Source organism: Cellulomonas sp. ICMP 17802 (assembly GCF_041295535.1).
GTDB lineage: Bacteria > Actinomycetota > Actinomycetes > Actinomycetales > Cellulomonadaceae > Cellulomonas.
Genome location: NZ_JBGFQZ010000001.1, coordinates 603,527 through 626,822, shown reverse-complemented (window position 1 = coordinate 626,822; position 23,296 = coordinate 603,527). Strand labels below are relative to the sequence as shown.

The window sequence follows — 23,296 nt, the reverse complement described above, 5'->3', positions numbered from 1 at the left end:
GAGAAGAAGACGTACTGGCCACAAGGTTACCGGCCGCAGCCATCGAAAACCCCACCCGGCGCCGGAAGCCCCCGGGGGCGCCGCGCGTTGGGTCCGACGATGACCTCTTCCGCGCGCGCCCGGCTCCTCGAGCTGCGGGCGACGACCCAGGACCGCCTCGCGGCGCTCGAACGCGAGCACCGCGGCGTCGTCGACGCCTCGCGCGACAGCAACGCCGACGACGAGCACGACCCCGAGGGCGCGACGATCGCGTTCGAGCGGGCGCAGGTCGACGCCCTGGCGCGCGATGCCTCCGACCGGCTGCTCTCCATCGAGCGCGCGCTGGCGAAGGTCGACGACGGCACCTACGGCGTGTGCGAGGTCTGCGGCGACGCGATCCCGGCCGGTCGGCTCGAGGCGCGGCCGACCGCGACGACCTGCGTGGGGTGCGCGGGGCGGTAGTGGCCGCTGGTTCGCCGGTGTGGCCTGGCCCGCGACCATTCGAGCCGCCGTGGGTGGAAGGCCCTGGGTCGCGGGAAACGTCCGGGCCGTCTCGGTCGGCGGCCCCGGCGCGGGTTCGTCCTCCCGCTGTCAGGCGGAGGCCCGGGCGCACGGAATCGTTGCGGGGGCGCCGTCCGCTCGAGGGGTCAAAGAATGCAGCACACCCCGCCCTTTATCACCATTCTCTCTTGTGGATAAATGATTCCCTGTCGGGGGCTGTGGGCGGCTCGGCGTGGCTCTGACCTGCGGGGACGGTGAGTCTGGTTCTCGTCTCACCATCCGGGCGATTGTCGCGGTGAATGTCAGTGGTGGCTGGGAGACTTCTTCGTGGCGGGATTGTTGGGGCCGGTTGGTCGGCCCGTCCCGCGGACGCGGAGGAGGTGGGTGCGGGTGTCGGTCGAGGACGTGAGCGCGAGTCACGCGGCTGCCGGACCCGCGCCTTCCGCCTCGCCAGCGTCGGCGGCGTTGCTGGCGTTGGCCGCGGCGGTGGAGGCGTTGGCGGTGGCGGCGGACCCGACCACGGTGGGGGGCCGGTTGCCGGGCGCGGCCGCCGTTGAGGTGGTGCGTGAGGCGTTGGTGGTGGCGGGCCGGTTGGCGGCGATCGCGGCCCGGGTGGTGCCGGTGGTGGAGGCCGACGGGTGCTGGGCGTCGGACGGGGCGAGGTCGATCACCACCTGGCTGGCCACCCAGGGCCGCCTGCCGCACACCCAGGCCGCCGACCTGGTGAGGTTGGGGCGGGCGTTCCGGGACACCCTGCCGGCCACCGCGGTCGAGGCGGTCGCGGGCCGGGTCCCGGTGCAGGCCGCGCACGCGATCGCCGCGGTGGCCAACACCCCCGACCGGCGCACCCTGCTGACCGCCCCCGCCCAGGAGTGCGGGGAGGGGTTCTTGCTGGAGTTCGCCGGGCTGCCGGCCGCCCAGTTCCGGGTGCTGACCCGCCGGTGGGCCGCGCACGCCGACCCCGGCGCGGACGAGCGCGGCTACCGGGACGCCACCGAGCGGGAGTTCCTCACCCTGGCCCAGTCCACCGACGGGTGCCACCTGACCGGGTTCCTGACCACCGAGCACGGCCACGCCCTGTCCGCGGCGCTGGCCGCGCTGACCGGCACCTCCGCCGACCAGGCCGGGCTGCCCGCCGGGCGGCGCCGCGCCGGGGCCCTGGTCACCCTGACCCGCCTGGCCCTGGACCGCGACCTGACCGGCGCCACCGGCACCCACCGCCCCCAGATCACCGCCATCGTCGACTACACCACCCTGCACCGCGCCCTCGAGCACGCCCCCGGCAACCCCGACCCGCACGCATCGGGATCCGGCTCTGGCCCTACGCGCGGACCGGGCGACGGGCACGGCAGCAGCGGCGATGCGCCGTCACGCCCCGACGGGCCCGGCGCCACACCCGCACACGCCCGGCCTGCGCCGGGCGACCCGGACCGGTTCGCGGTCGCCGAGCTGGTCGGCACCGGACCCATCCCCGACACCGTGCTGGCCCGCCTGGCCTGCGACTCGGCGATCACCCGCATCGTGTTCGGACCCGCCTCCCAGATCCTGAACGTCGGCCGCACCGAACGCACCTACACCGGGCCCAAACGCCGCGCCATCATCGCCCGCGACCGGCACTGCCAATACCCCACCTGCGACGCCCCACCCGCCCTGGCCGAGATCCACCACACCCAGCACTGGCACCGCGACCACGGCACCACCGACACCCACACCGGCGTCCTGCTGTGCTGGCACCACCACGGCACCGTCCACGACCACGGCATCGAGATCACCCACCACCCCGACGGCCACTGGCACTTCACCGACCGCCACGGACAACCCCTGCGCACCTAGCACGGGGCACAGGGATCGGAACACCGGGCACGCAGGTCAGACGTACGACGGCGTGCTCGACGCGAGCTCGGCCGGGTCGACCGGCTCCTCGTCCTCCGCCAACCGGTCGAGCGCCAGCGCCGCGAGCACCGCGGGGCCGACCGCGAGCGCCTCGTCGGCGAACGTCGCCTGCGCCGAGTGGTTGTAGGCCGCGGTCCGGGGATCGGCGCCGACCGGCGTCGCGCCGAGGCCGAGGTAGGTGCCGGGCACCTGCTGCAGCACGTACGAGAAGTCCTCCGAGCCGGAGATCGGTTGCGGGGCGGAGAGGTACGCGTCCTCGCCGAACATGGTGCGGACCAGGCCGGCGGCACGGTCGACCTCGGCGGGAGTGTTCGACGTGACCGGGTAGCCGCGCTGGTAGTCCACGGTGACCGTGAGGCCGTGCGCGGCGGCGATGCCCTCGGCCACCCGGGTCAGCCGGTCCAGCACGGAGGCGTGCGTCGCCTCGGAGAAGGTGCGGACCGTGGCCTCGAGCAGGGCGGTCGACGGGATCACGTTGTCGGTCGTGCCGGCGGAGATCCTGCCCACGGTGACCACGACGGGGTCGAAGATGTCGAACTGGCGCGTGACCATCGCCTGCAGGGCCAGCACGATCTCGGCGGCCACGGGCACCGGGTCGGCGGCGAGGTGCGGCATGGAGCCGTGGCCGCCGCGGCCGTGCACGGTGATGTGGACCGTGTCCGCCGCGGCCAGCATGGTCCCGTGCCGCGCCATCACGAGCCCGGCCGGAAGCATCGACGACAGGACGTGCAGCCCGTAGGCGGCCACCACCCGCTCGCCGGCGGCGTCCAGCGCGCCCTCCTCGATCATCAGCCGCGCGCCGTGGTCGCCCTCCTCGCCCGGCTGGAACATCAGGACGACGTCACCGGCGATCTCGTCGCGACGGGACGCGAGCAGCCGCGCCGCGCCGACGAGCCCCGCGACGTGCAGGTCGTGCCCGCAGGCGTGCATGACCCCGACGTTCTCCGACGGGAACGGCTCGTCGGAGTCCTCGGTGACCGGCAGGGCGTCCATGTCCCCGCGCAGCAGCACCGCCGGGCCCCGCCGACCCCCGCGGAGCACCGCGACCACGGAGCTCAGGCCGGCGCCCGTGCTCACCTCGAGGCCCAGCGGAGCGATCGCGTCCAGCACGAGCTGCTGCGTCGCCGGCAGCCGGAGCCCGAGCTCAGGCGTGCGGTGCAGCGCGCGGCGGAGCGCGACGATCTCGGGCTGCTGGGCGGCGGCGTCGGCCCGGAGACCGGCGAGGACATCAGGAGAGAGCGGCACGCGAGAGACCTCCACACAGGCCAGCGGGACGGGACACGACGGACGGACCGAGACTGCCAGACGTCGGCGCCCGCTACCGACCAGTAACGAGAGCCCCGCACGCGGCGCACGCCACGTAAGGTTGTGCGGATGCCCACCTTCACCGGTTATCTGCGGGAACGCAGCGACGACGAGCTCGTCGCGCTCCTGCGCAGCCGACCGGACCTGGCGTCGCCCTCCCCGGCGACCTTGTCGTCGCTGGCGGTCCGCGCCACCAGCCGGTCGAGCCTCGAGCGCGCCCTGGCCAACGTCGACGCGAGCGTGCTGCAGGTGCTCGAGGCGGTCGTCGCGCTCTCGGAGCCCGGTCCCGTCACGGCCGCCGACCTGCCCGGGGCCCTGGGAGCCACCGACGACGCGGGCGTCGCGCTGGTCGAGCGCGCGCTGCGGCTCGCCGTCGTCGGCACCCTGGTCTACCCGGACTCCGCCGACGACGACGCTCCCCTGCAGCCCTCCCCCGGCCTCGCCGAGATCCTCGGCCCCTACCCGGCCGGCCTCGCCCCGCTGGACGCCGGAGTCCGTCGCGGCCCCACGCCGGAGCCGGTCGACCTCTCCGACCTGCCGACGCTCCTCGAGTCCGCCCCGACGGGCGCCCGCCCGGTGCTCGACGCCCTGCTCTGGGGCCCGCCGGTCGGCCTCGCGCCCTCCAACAGCACGGCGGCCGCCGCGGCCGTCGACTGGCTGCTGCGCCGCCACCTGCTGCTGCCCGGCGACTCCCGGCACGTCGTGCTGCCCCGCGCGGTCGCGATCGCGCTGCGGGGCGGCCGCACGCACGCGTCGCCGGCGTTCCCCCCGTCCGTCCCCGACGACGTCCCGCGCCGCAGCCACGCTCTGGTGACCGCCGAGTCGGCCGCCGCCGGCGAGCGGATCGTGCTGCTGGTCGCCCGCCTGGTGCGACTCTGGGAGCACACGCCGCCCGGGGTGCTGCGCGGCGGCGGCCTCGGTGTGCGCGAGCTGCGCCGGGTCGCGATGGCGCTCGAGACCGACGAGTCCGAGGCGGCCTTCGTCATCGAGCTGGCGGGTGCGGCCGCGTTCGTCGCCGACGACGGCGAGGACAACCCCTCGTTCGCGCCGACCGTCGCGGTGGACGAGTGGGCCGTGCGCGACGTCCCGGACCGGTGGGCGGCGCTGGCCCGCACCTGGCGCTCCATGCTGCGCACGCCCTGGCTGGTGGGCGGGCGAGACGAGCGCGGCGGCGTCCGGGCCGCGCTGGACCCCGAGCTGCAGCGCACCTGGGCCCCCCGCCTGCGCCGGTCGGTGCTCGACGTCCTCGCCGAGACGCCTGCGGGTACCGCTCCCGACGCCGCGCACGTGGTCGCCCTGCTGCGCTGGCGCTCCCCGCGGTCGGTCCCGCCGGCAGCGGCCGTGCAAGCGGTCCTGGTCGAGGCGGGCCGGCTCGGCATCCTGGGCGCGGGCGCGCTGTCCGACGCCGGCCGCGCGCTCCTGCTGGAGACGGCGCCGCTGGTCGGCGCCGAGCCCGCGGACCCCGCCGACGCCCTCGCCGCAGCCCTCCCGCCGGCCGTCGACGAGATCCTGCTGCAGGGCGACCTCACCGGCGTCGTCCCGGGCCGGCCGAGCCCCGAGCTCGAGGACCTGCTGGACCGGACCGCGCACATCGAGTCCCGCGGCGGCGCGCTGACCGTCCGCTTCACCCCCGAGTCGGTCCGGCGCGCGCTCGACGCCGGCGCGACCGCCGACGGCCTCCTGACCGAGCTGGGCACCCACGCGCGCTCGGGCGTCCCGCAGCCGCTGGAGTACCTGGTCCGGGACGCGGCCCGCCGGCACGGCCGGATGCGCGTCGGCTCGGCCTCCGGCTACGTGCGCGCCGACGACCCCTCGCTGCTGGCCGGCCTCGCGGAGGACCCCCGGCTGGCGTCCCTCGGCCTGGTCCGGCTCGCGCCGACCGTGCTGGCGTCGCAGGCACCCGTCCGCGAGCTCGTCGACGCCCTGCGCGCGCACGGTCTCGCGCCTGTGGCCGAAGGGCCCGACGGACAGGTGCTGCACGTGGTCACGGCCGTGCGCCGCGTCGGTCGTCGTGCCACCGCGGGGGCTCGGCGCCGGGCGACCGGGGCCGGGCCCACCGTGGGCGGGCGGGAGGTGCTGACCGACGAACGCCTCCTCGCGCTGGTACCGCAGCTGCGCCGCGCGGAGCAGGAGCGCAAGGCCGACGAGGTCGAGCGGCTGCCGGGCGCGCTGCCCCCGGCGCCGGCCCGGCGCGCGACCGCACCGGTGCCCCCGCCCGCCGCGGTGGGAACAGCGGACCCGGTGGACGCGTTGGTGCTGCTGCGCGAGGCGGCTGCCGAGAAGGCCGAGGTGTGGGTCGAGCTGGTCGGCTCCCACGGCGTCCCGCAACGGCGGCTGCTGCGTCCCCTGCGGGTCGAGGGCGGCCGGCTGCGGGCCATCGACACCGCGCGCGAGTCCGAGCTCACCGTGGCGGTGCACCGCATCGCGACCGTGACGCGGGCGACCCAGGACGCACCGCCAGACGATCGTCAGGAGACTTCGTGACCAACGGCCCCCTCATCGTGCAGAGCGACAAGACGCTGCTGCTCGAGGTCGACCACGACCAGGCCGAGGCCTGCCGGCGCGCGATCGCCCCCTTCGCGGAGCTCGAGCGCGCCCCGGAGCACGTCCACACCTACCGCCTGACCCCGCTGGGCCTGTGGAACGCGCGCGCCGCGGGCCACGACGCCGAGCAGGTTGTCGACGTCCTGCTCGAGTACTCGCGCTACCCGGTCCCGCACGCCCTGCTGGTCGACGTGGCGGACACGATGTCCCGCTACGGCCGCCTGCAGCTGATCCAAGACCCCGTGCACGGCCTGGTCCTGCACGCGCTCGACCCCGCCGTGCTGGTCGAGGTGGTCCGCTCCAAGCGCACCGCCGGCCTGCTGGGCGCCCGCATCGACGCGACCGACGTCATCGTGCACCCCTCCGAGCGCGGCCACCTCAAGCAGGTGCTGCTCAAGCTCGGCTGGCCCGCCGAGGACCTGGCCGGCTACGTCGACGGCGAGGCCCACCAGATCGACCTGCGCGAGGACGGCTGGCAGCTGCGGCCGTACCAGAAGCAGGCCGTCGACGGCTTCTTCCACGGCGGCTCGGGCGTCGTCGTGCTCCCCTGCGGCGCCGGCAAGACGCTCGTCGGCGCGGGCGCCATGGCCCGCTCGTCGACGACCACGCTCATCCTCGTCACCAACACCGTCAGCGCCCGGCAGTGGCGCGACGAGCTGGTCAAGCGCACCTCGCTGACCGAGGACGAGATCGGCGAGTACTCGGGTGCCCGCAAGGAGATCCGCCCGGTCACCATCGCGACCTACCAGGTGCTGACCACCAAGCGGAAGGGCGTGTACACGCACCTCGAGCTGCTCGACGCCCGCGACTGGGGCCTCGTGGTCTACGACGAGGTCCACCTGCTGCCCGCGCCGATCTTCCGCATGACGGCCGACCTGCAGGCCCGGCGGCGGCTCGGGCTGACCGCCACCCTGGTGCGCGAGGACGGCCGCGAGGACGAGGTGTTCAGCCTCATCGGCCCCAAGCGGTTCGACGCCCCCTGGAAGGACATCGAGGCCCAGGGCTACATCGCGCCCGCCGACTGCGTGGAGGTCCGCCTCACGCTCCCCGACGCCGACCGCATGGCCTACGCGACCGCCGAGCCCGAGGAGAAGTACCGGCTGGCGGCGACGGCCCGCGGCAAGAACCGGGTGGTCGAGCAGCTCGTCGCCAAGCACGAGGGCGACCCGACCCTGGTCATCGGCCAGTACCTCGACCAGCTGCACGAGCTGTCGGAGCACCTGGGCGCCGACCTGATCACCGGCGAGACCACCGTTCGCGAACGCCAGCGCCTGTTCGACGCGTTCCGGGCCGGCGAGATCACCAAGCTGGTGGTCAGCAAGGTCGCCAACTTCTCGATCGACCTCCCCGAGGCGTCCATCGCCATCCAGGTGTCGGGCTCGTTCGGCTCCCGCCAGGAGGAGGCGCAGCGGCTCGGCCGGATCATGCGGCCCAAGGGCGACGGCCGGACCGCGCACTTCTACACGGTCGTCGCGCGCGACACGGTCGACCAGGACTTCGCCGCGCACCGCCAGCGCTTCCTGGCCGAGCAGGGCTACGCCTACTCGATCGTCGACGCCGAGGACCTCGATCCCGCCACGGAGTCGGAGCGCGACTGACCGGGGAACCGTTCCCGGGCGTGAGCCGTTGCGGCGGGTAGACCCCACCGGAAGGATCATTCGGGTGCCCGTCACGCGTCGTCGCCTGTCCGTGCTCGTCCCGCTGCTGCTCGGGGTCCCCCTGCTGCTCGGCGCCGGCACGGTTCCGACGGTCGCGCCCCTCGCCCTGACCAGCGAGATCACCGATCAGGTGGGCGCCCTCGACGGCAGCCAGGCCGAGGTGCAGGCGGCTCTCGACGAGCTGGCCGCGGACACCGCGCTGCAGCTCTACGTCGTCTACGTCTCGGACTTCGGCGGGGCCGACCCCGTCCAGTGGGCTCAGTCGACCGCGCAGAAGTCGGGCCTCGGGTCGCAGGACGTCATCCTCGCCGTCGCCACGGACGCCCGCCGGTACGCGCTCGCGCCGGAGACGGTCGAGGGGCTGTCGAGCTCGCAGGTCGAGGCCGCCAGCGCCGCGGCCGAGGACAAGCTGCGCAACGACGACTGGGCGGGCGCCGCGATCGCGACCGCCGACACCCTGCGCGAGGAGGCCACGGGCTCGGGCTCAGGCTCCTCCTCGGGCGGTGGCGGCGGCTTCGGCACCGTGCTCGTCGTCGGCCTCCTGGTGATCGTCGCGCTGTTCGGCATCCCGTGGTTCCTCTCGCGACGCCGCCGCGCGAACGCGGTCGCCGGGCCCGGCTCGGCCGCGCCCGCCGACGAGCTGGCCGCCCTGCCGACCGCCGAGCTCGACCGCCGGTCGGCGTCCGCCCTGGTCGCGATCGACGACGCGGTCAAGGCGTCGGAGGAGGAGCTCGGCTTCGCCCAGGCGCAGTTCGGCGCCGATGCGACGGGAGAGTTCGAGACCGTGCTCGCCGACGCGAAGGCGCAGGTCACCGAGGCCTTCCGGCTGCGCCAGACGCTCGACGACCAGATCCCGGACACCGAGCCGCAGGTCCGCGACACCGCCACCCGCATCCTGCGGACGTGCGCCGCCGTGGCCGCGACCCTCGACGCGCAGAAGGCCGGCTTCGACCACCTGCGCGACCTCGAGTCCCACGTCGAGCAGGCCCTCACGGACCATGCCCGCTCGGCGACCACCCTGCGGCAGAGGCTCGACCCCGCACGGGCCCAGGTGGCGACGCTGGCGGCGACCTACCCGCCGGTGACGCTCGCGTCGGTCGCGCGCAACCCCGACCAGGCGCAGCAGCTGCTCGACGAGGTCGACACCACCGTCGCCCGCGGCCAGGAGGCGGTCGGCCGCGGGGAGCGCGGCACCGCGGTCGGGTACGCCCGCGCGGCCGAGGAGGCGCTCAGCCAGGTGGGCACGCTGCTCGAGGCCGTCGACCGGGCCGGGCCCGAGCTCGCCGCGATCGGCACGCGCATCGACGCCGCCATCGCGTCGATCTCGGCCGACCTGGCGGACGTCGACCGGCTCGCCCGCGACAAGCCCGAGGTGGCCGCACCCGCGCAGACGGCCCGCACCGCGGTCGAGGCCGCGCGCGCCGCACGCGCCGGCACCGGCGACCCGCTCGCCGCGATGCGGGCGATCACCGACGCCGAGGCCGCCCTCGACGCGGCCCTGGCACCCACCCGCGACGCGGCCGAGCGGGACCGCCGCGCGCAGCAGCAGCTGGACGACCTCCTCGGGCGGCTCGAGTCCACCCTGCGGGCCACGGGCGACTTCCTCAGCACCCGCCGCGGCGCCGTGGGACCCGAGGCGCGGACCCGCCTGGCGGAGGCCGAGCGCCTGCGGCAGGTGGCGCTCGACCAGCGGCCGACCGACGCCTCCGCGGCGCTCGCGACCGCGCAGCGCGCCGAGCAGCTGGCGCGCGAGGCGGCGCAGCTGGCGCAGCAGGACGTCGAGCGCGCGGACGACCTGCAGAACCGCGGCAGCGCCATGGGCGGCCGCGGCGGCGGGCTGAACGGCGTCGGCGGGATGGTGCTCGGCGGCATCCTGCTCGACAGCGTGCTGCGCGGCGGCGGTGGCTTCGGCGGCGGGGGCGGTTGGGGCGGCGGCGGCGGCGGTGGAGGAGGCGACGGCGGCGGCGGCGGTGGCTTCGGCGACGGCGGCTTCGGCGGCGGCTTCTGAGCGGCCGGGATTCCAGATGAGCAGGCACCACACGGACGAGGAGAGGCACGAGCGATGACCGAGAAGCAGAGCGTGTTCGGGCGGATCACCCAGCTGGCCCGCGCCAACGTCAACGCGCTCATCGACCAGGCCGAGGACCCGCAGAAGATGCTGGACCAGCTGGTGCGGGACTACACCAACTCGATCGCGGACGCCGAGAAGGCGATCGCGCAGACCATCGGCAACCTGCGACTGGCCGAGCAGGACTACAACGAGGACGTCTCCGCGGCGCGGGAGTGGGGCAGCAAGGCGCTGGCCGCGTCGAGCCGCGCCGACCAGTACCGCGCGGCCGGCGACACCGCGAACGCCGACAAGTTCGACAACCTGGCCAAGGTGGCGCTGGGCAAGCAGCTCACCGCCGAGGGCGAGGTCCGCGAGGCCGAGCCGATCATCGCCTCGCAGCGGGACTCGGTCGAGAAGCTCAAGGCCGGCCTTGCCATGATGAAGGACAAGCTCGGGCAGCTGAAGTCGCGGCGGGACACGCTGGTCGCCCGGCAGAAGTCCGCCGAGGCGCAGCAGACCGTGCAGACCGCCATCAGCTCGATCAACGTGCTGGACCCCACCAGCGAGATCTCCCGCTTCGAGGACAAGGTCCGCCGCGAGGAGGCCCTCGCCATGGGCCAGGCCGAGATCGCCGCGTCGTCCCTCGACTCGCAGTTCGCCGAGCTGGAGTCGTCGTCCGAGCAGATCGAGGTCGAGGCCCGGCTGGCGGCCCTCAAGGCCGGCAACGCACCGACGCAGCTGGGCACCACGCCGGTCACGCCGGAGATCGAGGCCTGACACGACGAGAGCGCCCGATCCCCACGGGGGTCGGGCGCTCTCGTGTCGGGTCAGGCGGAGACGGTCTCCGAGGCCACCGCGCGCACGTGCGCCGCGAACGACTCGGCGAGCACCCGGCCGCCGGCCGTCACCTCGAGCTCGCGCGCGGCGTAGGCGGTGAGCACGGCGTCGGTGTCGACGTCGTCGTACCCGTCGGCCCACGCGCGCAGCGTGTCCGCGCCGGCCTCGGGGTGGAACTGCACGCCCCACGCGGAGCCGATGCGGAAGGCCTGGTACGGGTACATGGCCGAGGACGCGAGCCACACCGCACCGCGCGGCAGGTCCACGACGGCGTCCGCGTGCATGCTCGGCTGCGGCGTGCGGTAGCGCTCGTCGGCCAGGGCCGCGACGGCTCCGACGACCGCGTCGCCGGCCGCCTCGGGCCGCCAGCGCACGTCGACGATGCCCGACTCGCGCCCGGGAGGCGCGGCCACCTGCACGCGTCCGCCGCGGGCGGCGGCGAGCAGCTGGGCGCCGAGGCAGATGCCGAGCGTGGGGACGCCGCGCGTGCTCGCGTCGGCCAGCAGGGCGCGCAGCTCGGGCAGCCACGGGGCCGTGGAGTCGTCGTAGGCGGACATGTGGCCGCCGAGGACGACGAGCCCGTCACCGACCTCGTCGGCTGCGGGAACGCTCTCACCTGCGAAGGCCGCGACGATGCGCAGCTCGACGTCGCCGAGCCACTCGCCGAAGCGGTCGAGGTGGACGTCGGGAGAGCTCTGGATGACGGTGACGACCGGTCGGGGGCCACCGGAGAGGGGGAGGGTCACCCGCAGACGGTACCCCCGCGATCCCGCAGATCCACAAAGAACGGGTGACCGATCTGCCGGGTTCCTGGTCGCTCGTCCACCTTTGCCGACCGGATGAATCTGTCACGCGTGCGCGTCATCACACGCCGGCGCGTCCGGCGTTCACCCAGCGAACTCCCAGGGTCTCGGGCCAGACTCGGGGTATGTCGACACCCCACACGACGTCGGCCTCGGGCACGCCCGAGGCCCGTCTGCTCGTCGTCGACGACGAGCCCAACATCCGCGAGCTGCTGGCGACCTCCCTGCGCTTCGCGGGCTTCGAGGTCCACGCCGCCGCCGACGGCGGCTCGGCGCTGCGCCTCGCGCGCGAGGTCGAGCCGGACCTCGTCGTCCTCGACGTGATGCTCCCCGACATGGACGGCTTCACCGTCACGCGACGCCTGCGCGAGAAGGGCCAGCACGTGCCCGTGCTCTTCCTCACGGCGCGCGACGACACGGCCGACAAGGTGCAGGGCCTCACGGTCGGCGGCGACGACTACGTGACCAAGCCGTTCAGCCTCGAGGAGGTCGTCGCGCGCATCCGGGCCGTGCTGCGCCGCACCCGCCCGGGTCTCGACGACGACAGCAGCGTGATGCGGTACGCCGACCTCGAGCTCGACGAGGACTCGCACGAGGTGGTGCGCGCCGGCCACCCCGTCGACCTGTCCCCCACCGAGTTCAAGCTGCTGCGCTACCTCATGCTCAACCCCGGCCGCGTGCTGTCGAAGTCGCAGATCCTCGACCACGTCTGGCAGTACGACTGGGGCGGCGACGCGAACATCGTCGAGTCCTACATCTCCTACCTGCGCCGCAAGGTGGACCAGATCGACGGGCCCGACGGCCGGCGCCTGCCCCCGCTGATCCACACCAAGCGCGGGGTGGGCTACCTGCTGCGCGAGTCGACGTGACCACGGACGTCATGGTCGAGCAGCAGGTCGAGGCCCCCGCCCCACCCGCGCCCCGCCGCCGCCCGCTCGGCGCCGTGCGCGAGTGGTGGGCCGGCACCACGCTGGTCGCCCGGCTGGTCGCCATCGTCACCGTGCTGCTGGCGGTCGGCCTGGTGCTGGCCGGGGCCACCAGCGCCGCGCTGCTCGGGGGCACCCTGGTCGGGCAGGTGGACACCAAGCTGCAGACCGAGGGCACGCAGATCGCGCAGCAGAAGCTCGGCCAGCTGGACAGCACCGGCTCCGCCGTCTACACGCCGAGCGACTACTACCTGCGCTACGCGGTCGACGGCGACGAGCTGCCTATCCTCTCGCCGACGACCCGGTCCCACTACGGCACCCCGAGCGTCCCCTCGCTGAGCGTCGCGCAGGCCACCGACCGGCGCGGCGAGCCGTTCACCGTGCCGTCGACGCGCGCGGGGTCGTCGTGGCGGGCCGTGGCGTACACGTTCACGATGCGCGACGGCACCGTCGGGACCGTGGTCGTCGCGCTCCCGCTGGGCGACATCGAGCGGACCGTCCGGCACATGACCCTCGTGCTGCTGCTCAGCGGCCTCGGCATCGTGCTGCTCGGCGCCGCGGCCGGTACCTGGGCCGTCCGCCGCTCGCTGCGGCCGCTGCGCGAGATCGAGACGACCGCGGCCGCCATCGCCGAGGGTGACCTCTCCCAGCGGGTGCCCGCCGGGTCCGAGCACACCGAGGTCGGCCGGCTCAGCGCCGCGCTGAACGGGATGCTCGCGCAGATCGAGCGGGCGTTCGGGGCGCGGACCGCGTCGGAGGCCCGGATGCGCCGGTTCGTCGCCGACGCCTCCCACGAGCTGCGCACGCCCCTGGCCACCATCCGCGGGTACGGCGAGCTGTACCGGATGGGCGCGCTGACCTCGACCGAGCAGGTGGACGACACCATGCGGCGCATCGAGCAGTCGGCCATCCGCATGGGCGCACTCGTCGAGGACCTGCTCGCGCTCGCGCGCGTGGATGAGGGCCGGCCCATGCGCACCGGCCCGGTCGACCTCACCGTCCTCGCCGCCGACGCCGTGAGCGACCTGCACGCGCTCGACCCCTCGCGACCCACCCGGCTGGTTCCCCTGGTCGACGGGGCCGCGGGCGGTCCGTGCGTCGTCGTCGGCGAGGAGTCGCGGCTGCGCCAGGTGCTCGCGAACCTCGTCGGCAACACCGTGCAGCACACCCCGCCGGGCACCCCCGTCGAGATCGCGGTGGGCACCCTGCCGTCGGGCGAGGGCGTGCTCGAGGTGCGCGACCACGGACCCGGCATCGACCCCGAGCACGCCGCGCGCGTGTTCGAGCGGTTCTACCGGGTCGACGCCAGCCGCGGCCGCGACTCGGGCGGGGCGGGGCTGGGCATGGCGATCGTCGCCGCGATCGTCGACGCGCACGACGGCGAGGTGAGCCTGGAGCAGACCCCGGGCGGCGGGACGACCGTGCGGGTCACCCTCCCGGGTTCGGCCCGCGACGCCCAGGTCTGAGGGCTACCATGGCGGGTTCCTACCGTCGGAGTAAGGCTGAATTTCATGGGCGTCCATGACGCACCGCAGTGGTTGTTGTCCGCGTATGTCCGCAGTGCCGTCGGCGCCGGAGCCACCGCGCCGACCGAGCAGATCCGCGACGCCGGGCAGGCGCTGGTCGACCGGTGGGGCTCCCCCGGTCGGGCGTTCCACAACCTGAAGCACCTGGTCGACGTACTGATCCGCGTCGACGAGCTGGTCGAGGAGACCCACGAGCCCGACATCGTCCGGCTCGCCGCCTGGTACCACGGCGCGATCTTCGACGCCGCCGACCGCAAGGCGTACGCCAACCGCGGCGGCGAGGACGAGATCGCGAGCGCGCGCTTGGCCTTCGACGAGCTGACCGCGCTCGGCGTCCCCGAGAAGCGCGCCCAGCGCGTGCACGACCTCGTGGTCGCCCTCGTCCGGCACGCCCCGAACCCGGCCGACTTCGACTGCGCCGTGCTCTGCGACGCCGACCTCGCGATGCTCGCCACCGAGCCGCAGAAGTACAAGGCGTACGTGCAGGACATCCGCACCGAGTACGCGCACCTGCCCGTCGAGGACTACCTGCGCGCCCGCGTCCGCATCCTGCACAAGCTCCTCGCCCGGCCCTCGCTCTTCGTCAGCCCGCTCGGGTCCGCCTGGGAGGAGCCCGCGCGGCAGAACCTGTCCGGCGAGCTGCAGCGCCTGGAGAAGGAGCTGCGGGCGATCGACGCCGCCGCCGGGACCGCCGCCGCAGGAACCGCCGCCGGAACCGTCGCCGCCGGGACCGTCGCCGCCGACGCCCCGTCCGCCGACGCCGCCGCCGGCTACGTCACCCCGGCCGAGGGCACGAGCGCGGCCCGCAGCTGACGCCCTGTCGCGCTCGGCTCTGCCTGAGCCCGTAGCGTCCGAACAGATGCGGGTCCTGGCCTGCATCTACGCGGACGTTGCGGCTGGCTGACCTCTTGCGTCCGCACTCGGGCGGGTTCTGGCCCGCATCTATGCGGACGTTGCGGCTGGCTGACCGGTCACGTCCGCACTCGGGTGGGCTGGGTGCTGGCCCGCATGAATGCGGACGTTGCGCCGAGCCCGGCGCTTACGTCCGCACTCGAGCGGGTCCTGGCCTGCATCTATGCGGACGTTGCGCGGCTACTGACCCCTTGCGTCCGCACTCGAGCGGGTCCTGGCCTGCATCTGTGCGGACGTTGCGGGCTGAGTGGCTCTGCCGGGGTGATCCGCCAGCGGACCGCTAGTTTCTCCGGGTCCGGCCGCGTACGCTGTGGGAGCGCTCTCGCGTGCATCGCCTTGCAGGTCTCTGGTCGGGCTGCGGGTTGTTGTGGTGACCGAGGTGCTGGTCGGTCCCGGGTCGGGGTGCAGCGGCGCCGTCGACCCGGGACAGACCGCCACGGACTCCGCACTCGGCGCTCCGAGCCCCCCACAGCCCCGGCGTCCTCCTCCGGTCCACGGATCTCTCCCGACCGGCGAGCCGCCCACAGCCCCGACGTCGCCACTTCCGGTCCACGGATCTCGTCGGCCACCGGGTCGCGCCCCGCCCGCCTCCCTACCGTCGACGCACACCCGCCGGGACCGCCCGGCCACGAGCGACGGAGGTTCCATGACCAGGTACGAGGTCGACAGCGCGCAGGTCGCCCAGGCGGCGGCCAGCGTGCAGACGCGCGCGGGCACCATCCGCAGCGAGGTCGCCGCGATGCACCGGCAGCTGACCGAGCTCCAGGGGTCGTGGCGCGGCGCCGCGGCCACGGCGTTCAGCGGTGTGCTCGCCGACTGGTCCACCACCGAGACCCGCCTAGACGCCTCGCTCGAGCAGATCGTGGCGGCGATGCAGTCGGCCGCCCGCACCTACGCCGACGCGGAGGCGCAGGCGTCGCGGCTGTTCAGCGTGTGAGTGCTCCGCCCGGGCGCTTACGCTCGGCCCGTGACCGTGCTCGTGGACCCGCCGATGTGGCCGAACCACGGCATGCTCTGGGGCCACCTGGTCAGCGACTCCTCGCTCGACGAGCTGCACGCGTTCGCGGCCCGGGCGGGCATCCCCGCGCGCGGGTTCGACCACGACCACTACGACGTCCCCGACCAGCGGATCGAGGAGCTGGTGGCGCTCGGGGCCCAGCTGGTGAGCGCGAAGGAGCTCATCCGGCGCCTGCGGGCCTCGGGCCTGCGCGTCCCGGCGCGGGACCGCGTGCGTCGCCACTAGGTCGGCGCCCGCGTCGTGGCCGGCGAGCGGCGTCGCCGGCCGATCCCGGTCGCGTCACAGCCGGCGATACCCTCGACGGATGCCGCACCTGCGCCCTCTCGACCAGTCGTCGAAGCTCAAGAACGTGCTCTACGAGATCCGCGGGTCCGCCCTGGACGAGGTCGTGCGGCTCGAGGCGGAGGGCCACACGATCCTGCGGCTCAACACCGGCAACCCCGCCGCGTTCGGGTTCGAGGCACCCCACCAGATCGTCCGCGACGTCATCGCCGCCATCCCGCACGCGCACGGCTACACCGACTCGCGCGGCATCCTCAGCGCGCGCCGCGCCGTGGTCACGCGGTACGAGACCGAGCCGGGCTTTCCCGAGATCGACGTCGACGACGTGTACCTGGGCAACGGCGTCTCCGAGCTCATCACGATGGTCATGCAGGCGCTGCTGGACGAGGGCGACGAGGTGCTCATCCCCTCGCCGGACTACCCGCTGTGGACGGCCATGACCTCGCTGTCCGACGGCGTCCCGGTGCACTACCGCTGCGACGAGTCCGCCGGCTGGGAGCCTGACCTCGAGCACCTGCGCTCGCTGGTCAGCCCGCGCACCAAGGCCATCGTCGTCATCAACCCGAACAACCCCACGGGCGCCGTCTACTCGCGCGAGGTGCTCGAGGGCATCGCGGCCATCGCCCGCGAGCACAGCCTGCTGGTGCTCTCCGACGAGATCTACGACCGGATCCTGTTCGACGGCGCGCGGCACATCCCGATGGCGACGGTCGCGCCGGACCTGCTCTGCCTGACGTTCAACGGCCTGTCCAAGACCTACCGCGTGGCCGGCTACCGGTCCGGGTGGCTCGTCGTCACCGGCCCGCGCGAGCACGCCACCGGCTTCCTCGAGGGCATCACCCTGCTGGCGTCGACCCGCCTGTGCCCCAACGTGCCGGCGCAGCACGCGGTCCAGGCCGCGCTGGGCGGCGTGCAGAGCATCGACGCCCTCATCGCCCCCGGAGGCCGCCTGCACGAGCAGCGCGACGTGGCCTACCGCGGCCTGACCTCGATCCCGGGCGTCGACTGCGTCCGCCCCGACGGCGCGCTGTACCTGTTCCCGCGGCTGGACCCGGAGGTGCACGAGATCCACGACGACGCCCGCCTGGTGTACGACCTTCTGGTCAGCGAGCACATCCTGCTGGTGCAGGGCACGGGCTTCAACTGGCCCACCCCGGACCACCTGCGCATCGTCACGCTGCCCGAGGCCCGCGTCCTGGCGGAGGCGATCGAGCGCATGGGCAACTTCCTGAGCAGCTACCGCCAGTAGACGGACGGGCAAGGCCGGGGACAGCGAACGGGCCGGCCACCCGAAGGTGACCGACCCGTTCGACCGTGCTACGTGCTCAGCACTTCAGCTGCGGATCAGAACCCGCCGCCGAAGTCCTCGCCGCCACCGCCGGCCGGCGCCTGGTTGCGCTCCGGCTTGTCGGCCACGACGGCCTCGGTGGTGAGGAAGAGCGCGGCGATCGAGGCCGCGTTCTGCAGGGCGGAGCGCGTGACCTTCACCGGGTCGTTGACGCCCGCGGCGAGCAGGTCCTCGTACGTGTTGGTCGCGGCGTTGAGGCCGTGACCCACGGGGAGGTTGCGCACCTTCTCGACGACGACGCCACCCTCGAGACCGGCGTTGATCGCGATCTGCTTGAGCGGGGCCTCGATCGCGAGCTTCACGATCTGCGCACCGGTCGCCTCGTCGCCCTCGAGCTTGAGGCCCTCGAACGCGGTCTTGCCGGCCTGGATGAGCGCCACGCCACCACCGGCGACGATGCCCTCCTCGACGGCCGCCTTGGCGTTGCGCACGGCGTCCTCGATGCGGTGCTTGCGCTCCTTGAGCTCGACCTCGGTGGCCGCGCCCGCCTTGATGACGGCGACGCCACCCGCGAGCTTGGCGAGGCGCTCCTGGAGCTTCTCGCGGTCGTAGTCCGAGTCCGAGTTCTCGATCTCGGCGCGGATCTGGGTGACGCGGCCCTGGATCTGGGCGGCGTCGCCGGAGCCCTCGACGATCGTGGTCTCGTCCTTGGTGACGACGATCTTGCGCGCCGTGCCGAGGACCTCGAGGCCCACCGTGTCGAGCTTGAGACCGACGGTCTCGGAGACGACCTGGCCGCCGGTGAGGATGGCCATGTCCTGCAGCATCGCCTTGCGGCGGTCGCCGAAGCCGGGGGCCTTGACGGCGACCGACTTGAACAGGCCACGGATCTTGTTGACGACGAGCGTGGCCAGGGCCTCGCCCTCGACGTCCTCGGCGACGATGAACAGCGGCTTGCCGGCCTGGATGACCTTCTCCAGCAGCGGCAGCAGGTCCTTGACGTTCGAGATCTTCGACTCGACGAGCAGGACGTACGCGTCCTCGAGGACGGCCTCCTGACGCTCCGGGTCGGTCACGAAGTACGCCGACAGGAAGCCCTTGTCGAAGCGCATGCCCTCGGTGAGCTCGAGCTCGAGGCCCAGCGCGCTGGACTCCTCGACCGTGATGACGCCTTCCTTGCCGACCTTGTCGAGCGCCTCGGCGATGAGGTCGCCGATCGCCTGGTCGCCGGCGGAGATGGCGGCCGTGGCGGCGATCTCCTCCTTGGTCTCGACGTCCTTCGCCTGCGCGAGCAGGGCAGCGGTGACGGCCTCGACGGCCTTCTCGATGCCCTTCTTCAGCGCGATCGGGTTGGCGCCGGCCGCGACGTTGCGCAGGCCCTCGCGCACGAGCGCCTGGGCGAGCACCGTGGCGGTGGTGGTGCCGTCGCCAGCGACGTCGTCCGTCTTCTTGGCGACCTCCTTGACGAGCTCCGCACCGATCTTCTCGAAGGGGTCCTCGAGGTCGATCTCCTTGGCGATGGAGACGCCGTCGTTGGTGATCGTGGGGGCGCCCCACTTCTTGTCCAGGACGACGTTGCGGCCCTTCGGGCCGAGGGTGACCTTGACGGTGTCGGCGAGGATGTTGAGTCCCCGCTCGATGCCGCGGCGGGCCTCCTCGTTGAAGGCAATGATCTTGGCCATGGGGCTGTGATCCTTCACTGGGTTCGGGTCGGCCGAGGGTGCCCGCGACGGACGGGCACGCCACTCGCGGTCTTGTCCCGCGTGCGACGGCCCTCACCGGACGGCCGGGGTGATTCTGTCACTCTCCACCGGAGAGTGCTAAGTCCAATGGTTAGCACTCGACCCCCGAGAGTGCAAGCAGCGTTCACTCTCGGCGAGGCCTCCGAGCAGCCCCGACGCCGCCCGTCGGCGCCCGGGAAGCCGGGCGCGCACCCCGTGGGAGCGGTGCCGGACTATCGTGCGCGTGTGCAAGGTCACGACGACGACGTCGACCCGGGCCCGGGCCTGGGCGAGCCCGGTACGCAGACGCGCGCCCGCGAACGCCGTGGACCGCGACGCCGGAGCGACGGGGCCGTGGCCGCCGCCGCGCTCGTCGTAGCCATGACGACGACGCTCGTGGCCACCGCGCCGACGGGCGCCGTCGCGACCGAGCCGCCTGCGGGGCACCCGGCGACCGAGGCCCACGCCTACGCGACGATCCCCCTGTACCTCGACGGCGTGACCACGCTGCCCGGTGGGCGCCGGGAGCCGCTCGCGGCCGGCACCGACATCACGTTCCTGGCGGGCACCCACGTCGTCGACCCCGCCGCGACGACCCTGGCGCGTGCGGTCGGCGGCCGGGTGGGGACCGGGCGGGGCGCCACCGCCCCGGCGGCCGCGACGATGGCCGGCCGGCAGCGCGCATGGCTGGCGTCGGGAACCGTGCCGGGGGCCGGGGGCCCGTACGAGGACATGGCGCGGGCGGCGCTGCTGGACCTTCACGCGCTGGTGCTCCCCGACGGCGCCGCCGTCGCGGCCTGGTCGGACAAGTGGCGGTACGTGTGGCCGCGCGACGCGTCGTTCGTCGCCGTCGCCCTGGCCCGCACCGGCCACGTGGACGACGCGCTCGAGATCCTCGGCTTCCTCGACCGCGTGCAGTCGCCCGACGGCTCGTTCCAGGCCCGCTACCTGCCCGACGGCTCGGGCCCGCCCGACGACCGCGGCGTGCAGACCGACGGCACGGGGTGGGTGCTGTGGGCCGCCGGTCTCGTCGTCGACGAGATCACGGACCCCGACGAGCGCGCCGAGGCCGTCGCGCGGCTGCACCCCCTGGTCGCCCGCTCGGCACGCCACGCGATCGCGCTGGTGGGCCGCGACGGCCTGCCGCCGGCGTCGCCCGACTACTGGGAGGTCCACGAGGACGCGCTCACGCTGGGCACCGTGGCTCCCCTGGTCGCGGGCCTGCAGCAGGCGTCACGCGTGCTCGGGCTGGCCGACGACGACGCGCTGGCGGCCGCGGCGTTCGACGCCTCGATCCGCAGCAAGGTGGCGGTCATCCGCACGTTCGGGCCCACCGGGTACGCGCGGTACGCGGTCGGCGGCCACGCGGACGCCGCCAGCGCGTTCCTGCTGCCCCCGTTCGTGACCACCGCCGTGCCCGGCGTCGAGGCCGCGTGGCGCGCGTCCGCCGTGGCGATGGTGCGGCCGGCCAACGGGCTGGCACCCGGCGCCGGGTGGCGCGACGACGGCGTCTCCTGGACCCCGCAGACGTCGCTCTACGCATGGGTGGCGGCCGAGAACGGCGACGCCGGGCTGGCCGACGGCTGGCTCACGTTCCTCGACAGCCATCGCACCGCGTCGGGGTCGCTGCCCGAGAAGGTCCTGGCCGACGGCTCGCCCGCGGCCGTCGCGCCCCTGGGCTGGAGCGCCGCCTGCGTGCTGCTCGCGCTCGACGCGCTGGACCGCGGGACCGTGCGGGCCGGGTGACACGCCGACGGGCCGCGCACCCGTCGGTGCACGGCCCGTCGGGGACGAGGGTCTGTCAGCAGCTCGCGCCCCGGAGTCCGGCGTCAGTGGCCGGCTCGTCAGAGGCCGGCTCGTCAGAGGCCGCGGACCTGCTCGGCCTGCGGCCCCTTGGTCCCCTGGCCCACCTCGAACTCGACGTCCTGCCCCTCCTCGAGGGAGCGGTAGCCGTCCGACTGGATGGCGCTGAAATGCACGAAGAGGTCCTGGCCTCCCCCTGCCGGGGTGATGAAGCCGTACCCCTTCTCCGCGTTGAACCACTTCACGATGCCCTGGGCCATCCCGTGCTCCTCGACGTCCGGTGCCACGCGCTCCGCCGGCGCCTGGTGCGCGTGAGCCTAGTGGGAGCGGTCCGCGGCCGACCAGGGTCGTCTCGGACCGGGCCCCGGGTCCGGAAGAGGGACCGGGTCAGGCGCCGGGTTTGCTGGTGAGCACCACGGAGACGCCCGTGCCGGCGTCGTCGGCCGAGAGCGTGACGGTGGTCAGACCGAGCGTGGCGGCGACGAGGTCGGCCGTGGCCTTCAGGTCCTCCGTCGCGTAGTACACGACCGAGTCGGCGGGGGCGGTGCCCGTGAAGTTGCCGGTGGTCACGGCCGTGAAGCCGGCGGCCGTGAGCTTCTCGGCCTGCGTGCCGGCCAGCCCGCTGATCTTCGCGGCGTTGAGCACGGTGACCGGGGTGTCCATCGCGGGCGCAGCCGCGCTCGGCTGGTCGGCCGGCGTGGTCTCGGTGGCGGTGTCCGTCGGCGACGTGGCTCCGTCGCTCGCGGTGTCGTCGGGCGTGCCGCTCGAGTCGGACGCGGGCGAGGACGCGCCGGGGAGCGCGGGCAGGTTGCCGTCACGCGCCGCGAGGTTCACCAGGACGAACGCCAGGGCCGGTGCCAGCACCAGCACGAGCAGGAACGGCCACCACCTGCTCCACGCGGATCGGGGTGCACGATGCACGCCGCGGGGGACGTCGGGGTTCGACGGGACGTCGAACTCGTCCTCGGGGTAGGAGTACTCCGCCTTGCTCACGCCGGACAGGCTAACGGCTCAGGCCGTGCGAACACGCCCAGCCCGGCCCCGAGGTGGGCCGTGTCACGTACGGGGATGACGCGCGCGCCGGTTTCAGGCGTCGCCGAGGCGGCGGGCCGTGCGGGCGCGCTGGCGCGAGGACCGCATGCGGCGCAGGCGCTTGATCAGCATCGGGTCGTGCGCGAGGGCCGCCGGGTCGTCGATCAGGGCGTTGAGCACCTGGTAGTACCGCGTGGCCGACATGTCGAACAGCTCGCGGATGGCCGACTCCTTGGCGCCCGCGTACTTCCACCACTGACGCTCGAAGGCGAGCACCTGCTCGTCCCGCTCGGAGAGACCGGAGGTGGCGGCACCGTGGACACTGCTGGGCTGCGGGAGCGATCCGATGACGATCGTCGCGGCGTCCATGCGTCCTCCTGTGCTCTCGCGGCAGTCCTGGTCAGGACCGGGGTGTCCGACGCCCGCCATCGTACGACCGTAATGACACGGGTGTCATTCCCGTCGGCGCGTCGTCGCCCGTGTGCCGCACGACTGCCCTACAGGTGCGCGCGCTCGGTACCCTCGCGGGCGTGACCGCCGCGCCCCTGGACCAGCTCGTCGCGCCCGACTGGGCCGTCGCCCTCGCCCCCGTCGAGCCGCAGATCCGCGCGGCCGGCCAGTTCCTGCGCGACGAGGTCGCGGCCGGCCGCGAGTACCTGCCCGCCGGCGACGCGGTGCTCCGGGCGTTCCGGCGGCCGCTGGCGGACGTGCGGGTGCTCGTCGTCGGCCAGGACCCCTACCCGACGCCGGGGCACCCGATGGGGCTCTCGTTCTCGGTGCAGCCCGACGTCCGCCCGCTGCCGCGGTCGCTGACCAACATCTTCACCGAGCTCGTCGCGGACGTCGGCGTCGAGCCGCCCCGCAACGGCGACCTGTCCCCGTGGGCGGACCAAGGCGTCATGCTGCTGAACAGGGTGCTCACCGTGCGCCCGGGCGCGCCCGCCTCGCACCGGCGGCAGGGCTGGGAGGCGGTGACCGACCGGGCCATCGCGGCCCTCGTCGAGCGCGGCGGCCCGCTGGTCGCGGTGCTCTGGGGCCGGGACGCGCAGTCGCTCAAGCCCGCGCTCGGGTCGGTGCCGACCGTGGAGAGCGTGCACCCGAGCCCCCTGTCGGCGAGCCGCGGGTTCTTCGGGTCCCGGCCGTTCTCGCGCGTCAACGAGCTCCTCGTGGCCCAGGGGGCCGCTCCGGTGGACTGGTCGCTGACCTGAGCAACAATGT

The 23,296-nt window shown here is 74.2% G+C and carries 20 protein-coding genes; 14 read left to right on the top strand and 6 right to left on the bottom strand.

The features are described 5' to 3' along the window. Positions 1–99 precede the first annotated feature (99 nt). Positions 100–441 (top strand): TraR/DksA family transcriptional regulator, encoded by a 342-nt coding sequence (locus AB5970_RS03065; protein WP_370502424.1) that lies wholly within the window; start codon positions 100–102, stop codon positions 439–441. A gap of 504 nt (positions 442–945) precedes the next feature. Then, positions 946–2,313, top strand: coding sequence for an HNH endonuclease signature motif containing protein (locus AB5970_RS03060; RefSeq protein WP_370502423.1), 1,368 nt, complete (start codon positions 946–948; stop codon positions 2,311–2,313). 36 nt (positions 2,314–2,349) lie between these two features. Here the strand turns inward: AB5970_RS03060 and AB5970_RS03055 are convergent, their stop codons facing one another. Further along, a complete protein-coding gene (locus AB5970_RS03055; protein WP_370502422.1) occupies positions 2,350–3,618 on the bottom strand; it encodes a M20 metallopeptidase family protein in 1,269 nt (422 codons plus the stop codon). A gap of 129 nt (positions 3,619–3,747) precedes the next feature. Here AB5970_RS03055 and AB5970_RS03050 point away from each other — a divergent pair, with 129 nt between their 5' ends. From AB5970_RS03050 to AB5970_RS03035, 4 genes are all read left to right on the top strand, one after another. Beyond that, positions 3,748–6,162, top strand: a complete 2,415-nt coding sequence (locus tag AB5970_RS03050) for a helicase-associated domain-containing protein (protein WP_370502421.1) — start codon at positions 3,748–3,750, stop codon at positions 6,160–6,162. Beyond that, positions 6,159–7,820, top strand: coding sequence for a DNA repair helicase XPB (locus AB5970_RS03045; RefSeq protein WP_370502420.1), 1,662 nt, complete (start codon positions 6,159–6,161; stop codon positions 7,818–7,820). The genes AB5970_RS03050 and AB5970_RS03045 overlap by 4 nt, the downstream gene beginning before the upstream one ends. 64 nt (positions 7,821–7,884) lie before the next feature. After that, positions 7,885–9,888 carry a TPM domain-containing protein gene (locus tag AB5970_RS03040; protein WP_370502419.1) on the top strand — a complete coding sequence of 668 codons (2,004 nt, stop codon included), beginning with the start codon at positions 7,885–7,887 and terminating at the stop codon, positions 9,886–9,888. Between the two features lie 54 nt (positions 9,889–9,942). After that, positions 9,943–10,707 carry a PspA/IM30 family protein gene (locus AB5970_RS03035; protein ID WP_370502418.1) on the top strand — a complete coding sequence of 255 codons (765 nt, stop codon included), beginning with the start codon at positions 9,943–9,945 and terminating at the stop codon, positions 10,705–10,707. Positions 10,708–10,757: 50 nt separating this feature from the next. Here AB5970_RS03035 and AB5970_RS03030 read toward each other — a convergent pair whose 3' ends face one another. Then, positions 10,758–11,513 carry a type 1 glutamine amidotransferase gene (locus AB5970_RS03030; protein WP_370502417.1) on the bottom strand — a complete coding sequence of 252 codons (756 nt, stop codon included), beginning with the start codon at positions 11,511–11,513 and terminating at the stop codon, positions 10,758–10,760. Positions 11,514–11,695: 182 nt separating this feature from the next. On the opposite strand from AB5970_RS03030, the gene AB5970_RS03025 reads away from it, so the two are divergent. From AB5970_RS03025 to AB5970_RS03000, 6 genes are all read left to right on the top strand, one after another. Then, positions 11,696–12,439 (top strand): response regulator transcription factor, encoded by a 744-nt coding sequence (locus AB5970_RS03025; RefSeq protein WP_370502416.1) that lies wholly within the window; start codon positions 11,696–11,698, stop codon positions 12,437–12,439. After that, positions 12,436–13,962, top strand: a complete 1,527-nt coding sequence (locus AB5970_RS03020; RefSeq protein WP_370502415.1) for a sensor histidine kinase — start codon at positions 12,436–12,438, stop codon at positions 13,960–13,962. Before AB5970_RS03025 ends, AB5970_RS03020 begins: the two co-directional genes overlap by 4 nt. Positions 13,963–14,007: 45 nt before the next feature. Then, positions 14,008–14,835 carry an HD domain-containing protein gene (locus AB5970_RS03015; protein ID WP_370502414.1) on the top strand — a complete coding sequence of 276 codons (828 nt, stop codon included), beginning with the start codon at positions 14,008–14,010 and terminating at the stop codon, positions 14,833–14,835. Between the two features lie 745 nt (positions 14,836–15,580). Continuing rightward, positions 15,581–15,871 carry a WXG100 family type VII secretion target gene (locus tag AB5970_RS03010; RefSeq protein ID WP_370502413.1) on the top strand — a complete coding sequence of 97 codons (291 nt, stop codon included), beginning with the start codon at positions 15,581–15,583 and terminating at the stop codon, positions 15,869–15,871. A gap of 30 nt (positions 15,872–15,901) precedes the next feature. After that, the gene (locus tag AB5970_RS03005; RefSeq protein ID WP_370502412.1) at positions 15,902–16,177 is read left to right on the top strand and encodes a DUF4031 domain-containing protein; all 276 of its coding nucleotides are present in this window, start codon (positions 15,902–15,904) and stop codon (positions 16,175–16,177) included. 79 nt (positions 16,178–16,256) lie between these two features. Further along, a complete protein-coding gene (locus tag AB5970_RS03000) occupies positions 16,257–17,483 on the top strand; it encodes a pyridoxal phosphate-dependent aminotransferase (RefSeq protein ID WP_370502411.1) in 1,227 nt (408 codons plus the stop codon). A 95-nt stretch (positions 17,484–17,578) separates the two neighbouring features. On the opposite strand, the gene groL is transcribed toward AB5970_RS03000, so the two are convergent. Next, complete coding sequence (gene groL / locus AB5970_RS02995; RefSeq protein WP_370502410.1) at positions 17,579–19,204, bottom strand: chaperonin GroEL; 1,626 nt, start codon at positions 19,202–19,204, stop codon at positions 17,579–17,581. Between the two features lie 285 nt (positions 19,205–19,489). Between groL and AB5970_RS02990 the strand changes: the two genes are divergently transcribed. After that, on the top strand, positions 19,490–20,989 hold the full coding sequence (locus tag AB5970_RS02990; protein ID WP_370502409.1) for a glycoside hydrolase family 15: 1,500 nt from the start codon (positions 19,490–19,492) through the stop codon (positions 20,987–20,989). Between the two features lie 113 nt (positions 20,990–21,102). Here the strand turns inward: AB5970_RS02990 and AB5970_RS02985 are convergent, their stop codons facing one another. The 3 genes from AB5970_RS02985 to AB5970_RS02975 all read right to left on the bottom strand — a co-directional run bounded on the left by AB5970_RS02985 (position 21,103) and on the right by AB5970_RS02975 (position 22,447). Beyond that, entirely contained in the window at positions 21,103–21,306 is a 204-nt protein-coding gene (locus AB5970_RS02985) for a cold-shock protein (protein ID WP_370502408.1), read from the bottom strand. Positions 21,307–21,433: 127 nt separating this feature from the next. Continuing rightward, positions 21,434–22,039 (bottom strand): LytR C-terminal domain-containing protein, encoded by a 606-nt coding sequence (locus tag AB5970_RS02980; protein ID WP_370502407.1) that lies wholly within the window; start codon positions 22,037–22,039, stop codon positions 21,434–21,436. 93 nt (positions 22,040–22,132) lie between these two features. Further along, entirely contained in the window at positions 22,133–22,447 is a 315-nt protein-coding gene (locus AB5970_RS02975) for a DUF3263 domain-containing protein (protein ID WP_370502406.1), read from the bottom strand. Between the two features lie 161 nt (positions 22,448–22,608). Here AB5970_RS02975 and AB5970_RS02970 point away from each other — a divergent pair, with 161 nt between their 5' ends. Then, positions 22,609–23,286, top strand: a complete 678-nt coding sequence (locus AB5970_RS02970) for a uracil-DNA glycosylase (RefSeq protein ID WP_370502405.1) — start codon at positions 22,609–22,611, stop codon at positions 23,284–23,286. Positions 23,287–23,296 lie beyond the last annotated feature (10 nt).

Coding starts and splice junctions, on each gene's coding strand:
- AB5970_RS03065 (WP_370502424.1), top strand. CDS start 100: ATGACCTCTTCCGCGCGCGCCCGGCTCCTCGAGCTGCGGGCGACGACC.
- AB5970_RS03050 (WP_370502421.1), top strand. CDS start 3,748: ATGCCCACCTTCACCGGTTATCTGCGGGAACGCAGCGACGACGAGCTC.
- AB5970_RS03035 (WP_370502418.1), top strand. CDS start 9,943: ATGACCGAGAAGCAGAGCGTGTTCGGGCGGATCACCCAGCTGGCCCGC.
- AB5970_RS03025 (WP_370502416.1), top strand. CDS start 11,696: ATGTCGACACCCCACACGACGTCGGCCTCGGGCACGCCCGAGGCCCGT.
- AB5970_RS03015 (WP_370502414.1), top strand. CDS start 14,008: ATGGGCGTCCATGACGCACCGCAGTGGTTGTTGTCCGCGTATGTCCGC.
- AB5970_RS03010 (WP_370502413.1), top strand. CDS start 15,581: ATGACCAGGTACGAGGTCGACAGCGCGCAGGTCGCCCAGGCGGCGGCC.
- AB5970_RS03000 (WP_370502411.1), top strand. CDS start 16,257: ATGCCGCACCTGCGCCCTCTCGACCAGTCGTCGAAGCTCAAGAACGTG.
- groL (WP_370502410.1), bottom strand. CDS start 19,204: ATGGCCAAGATCATTGCCTTCAACGAGGAGGCCCGCCGCGGCATCGAG.
- AB5970_RS02985 (WP_370502408.1), bottom strand. CDS start 21,306: ATGGCCCAGGGCATCGTGAAGTGGTTCAACGCGGAGAAGGGGTACGGC.
- AB5970_RS02975 (WP_370502406.1), bottom strand. CDS start 22,447: ATGGACGCCGCGACGATCGTCATCGGATCGCTCCCGCAGCCCAGCAGT.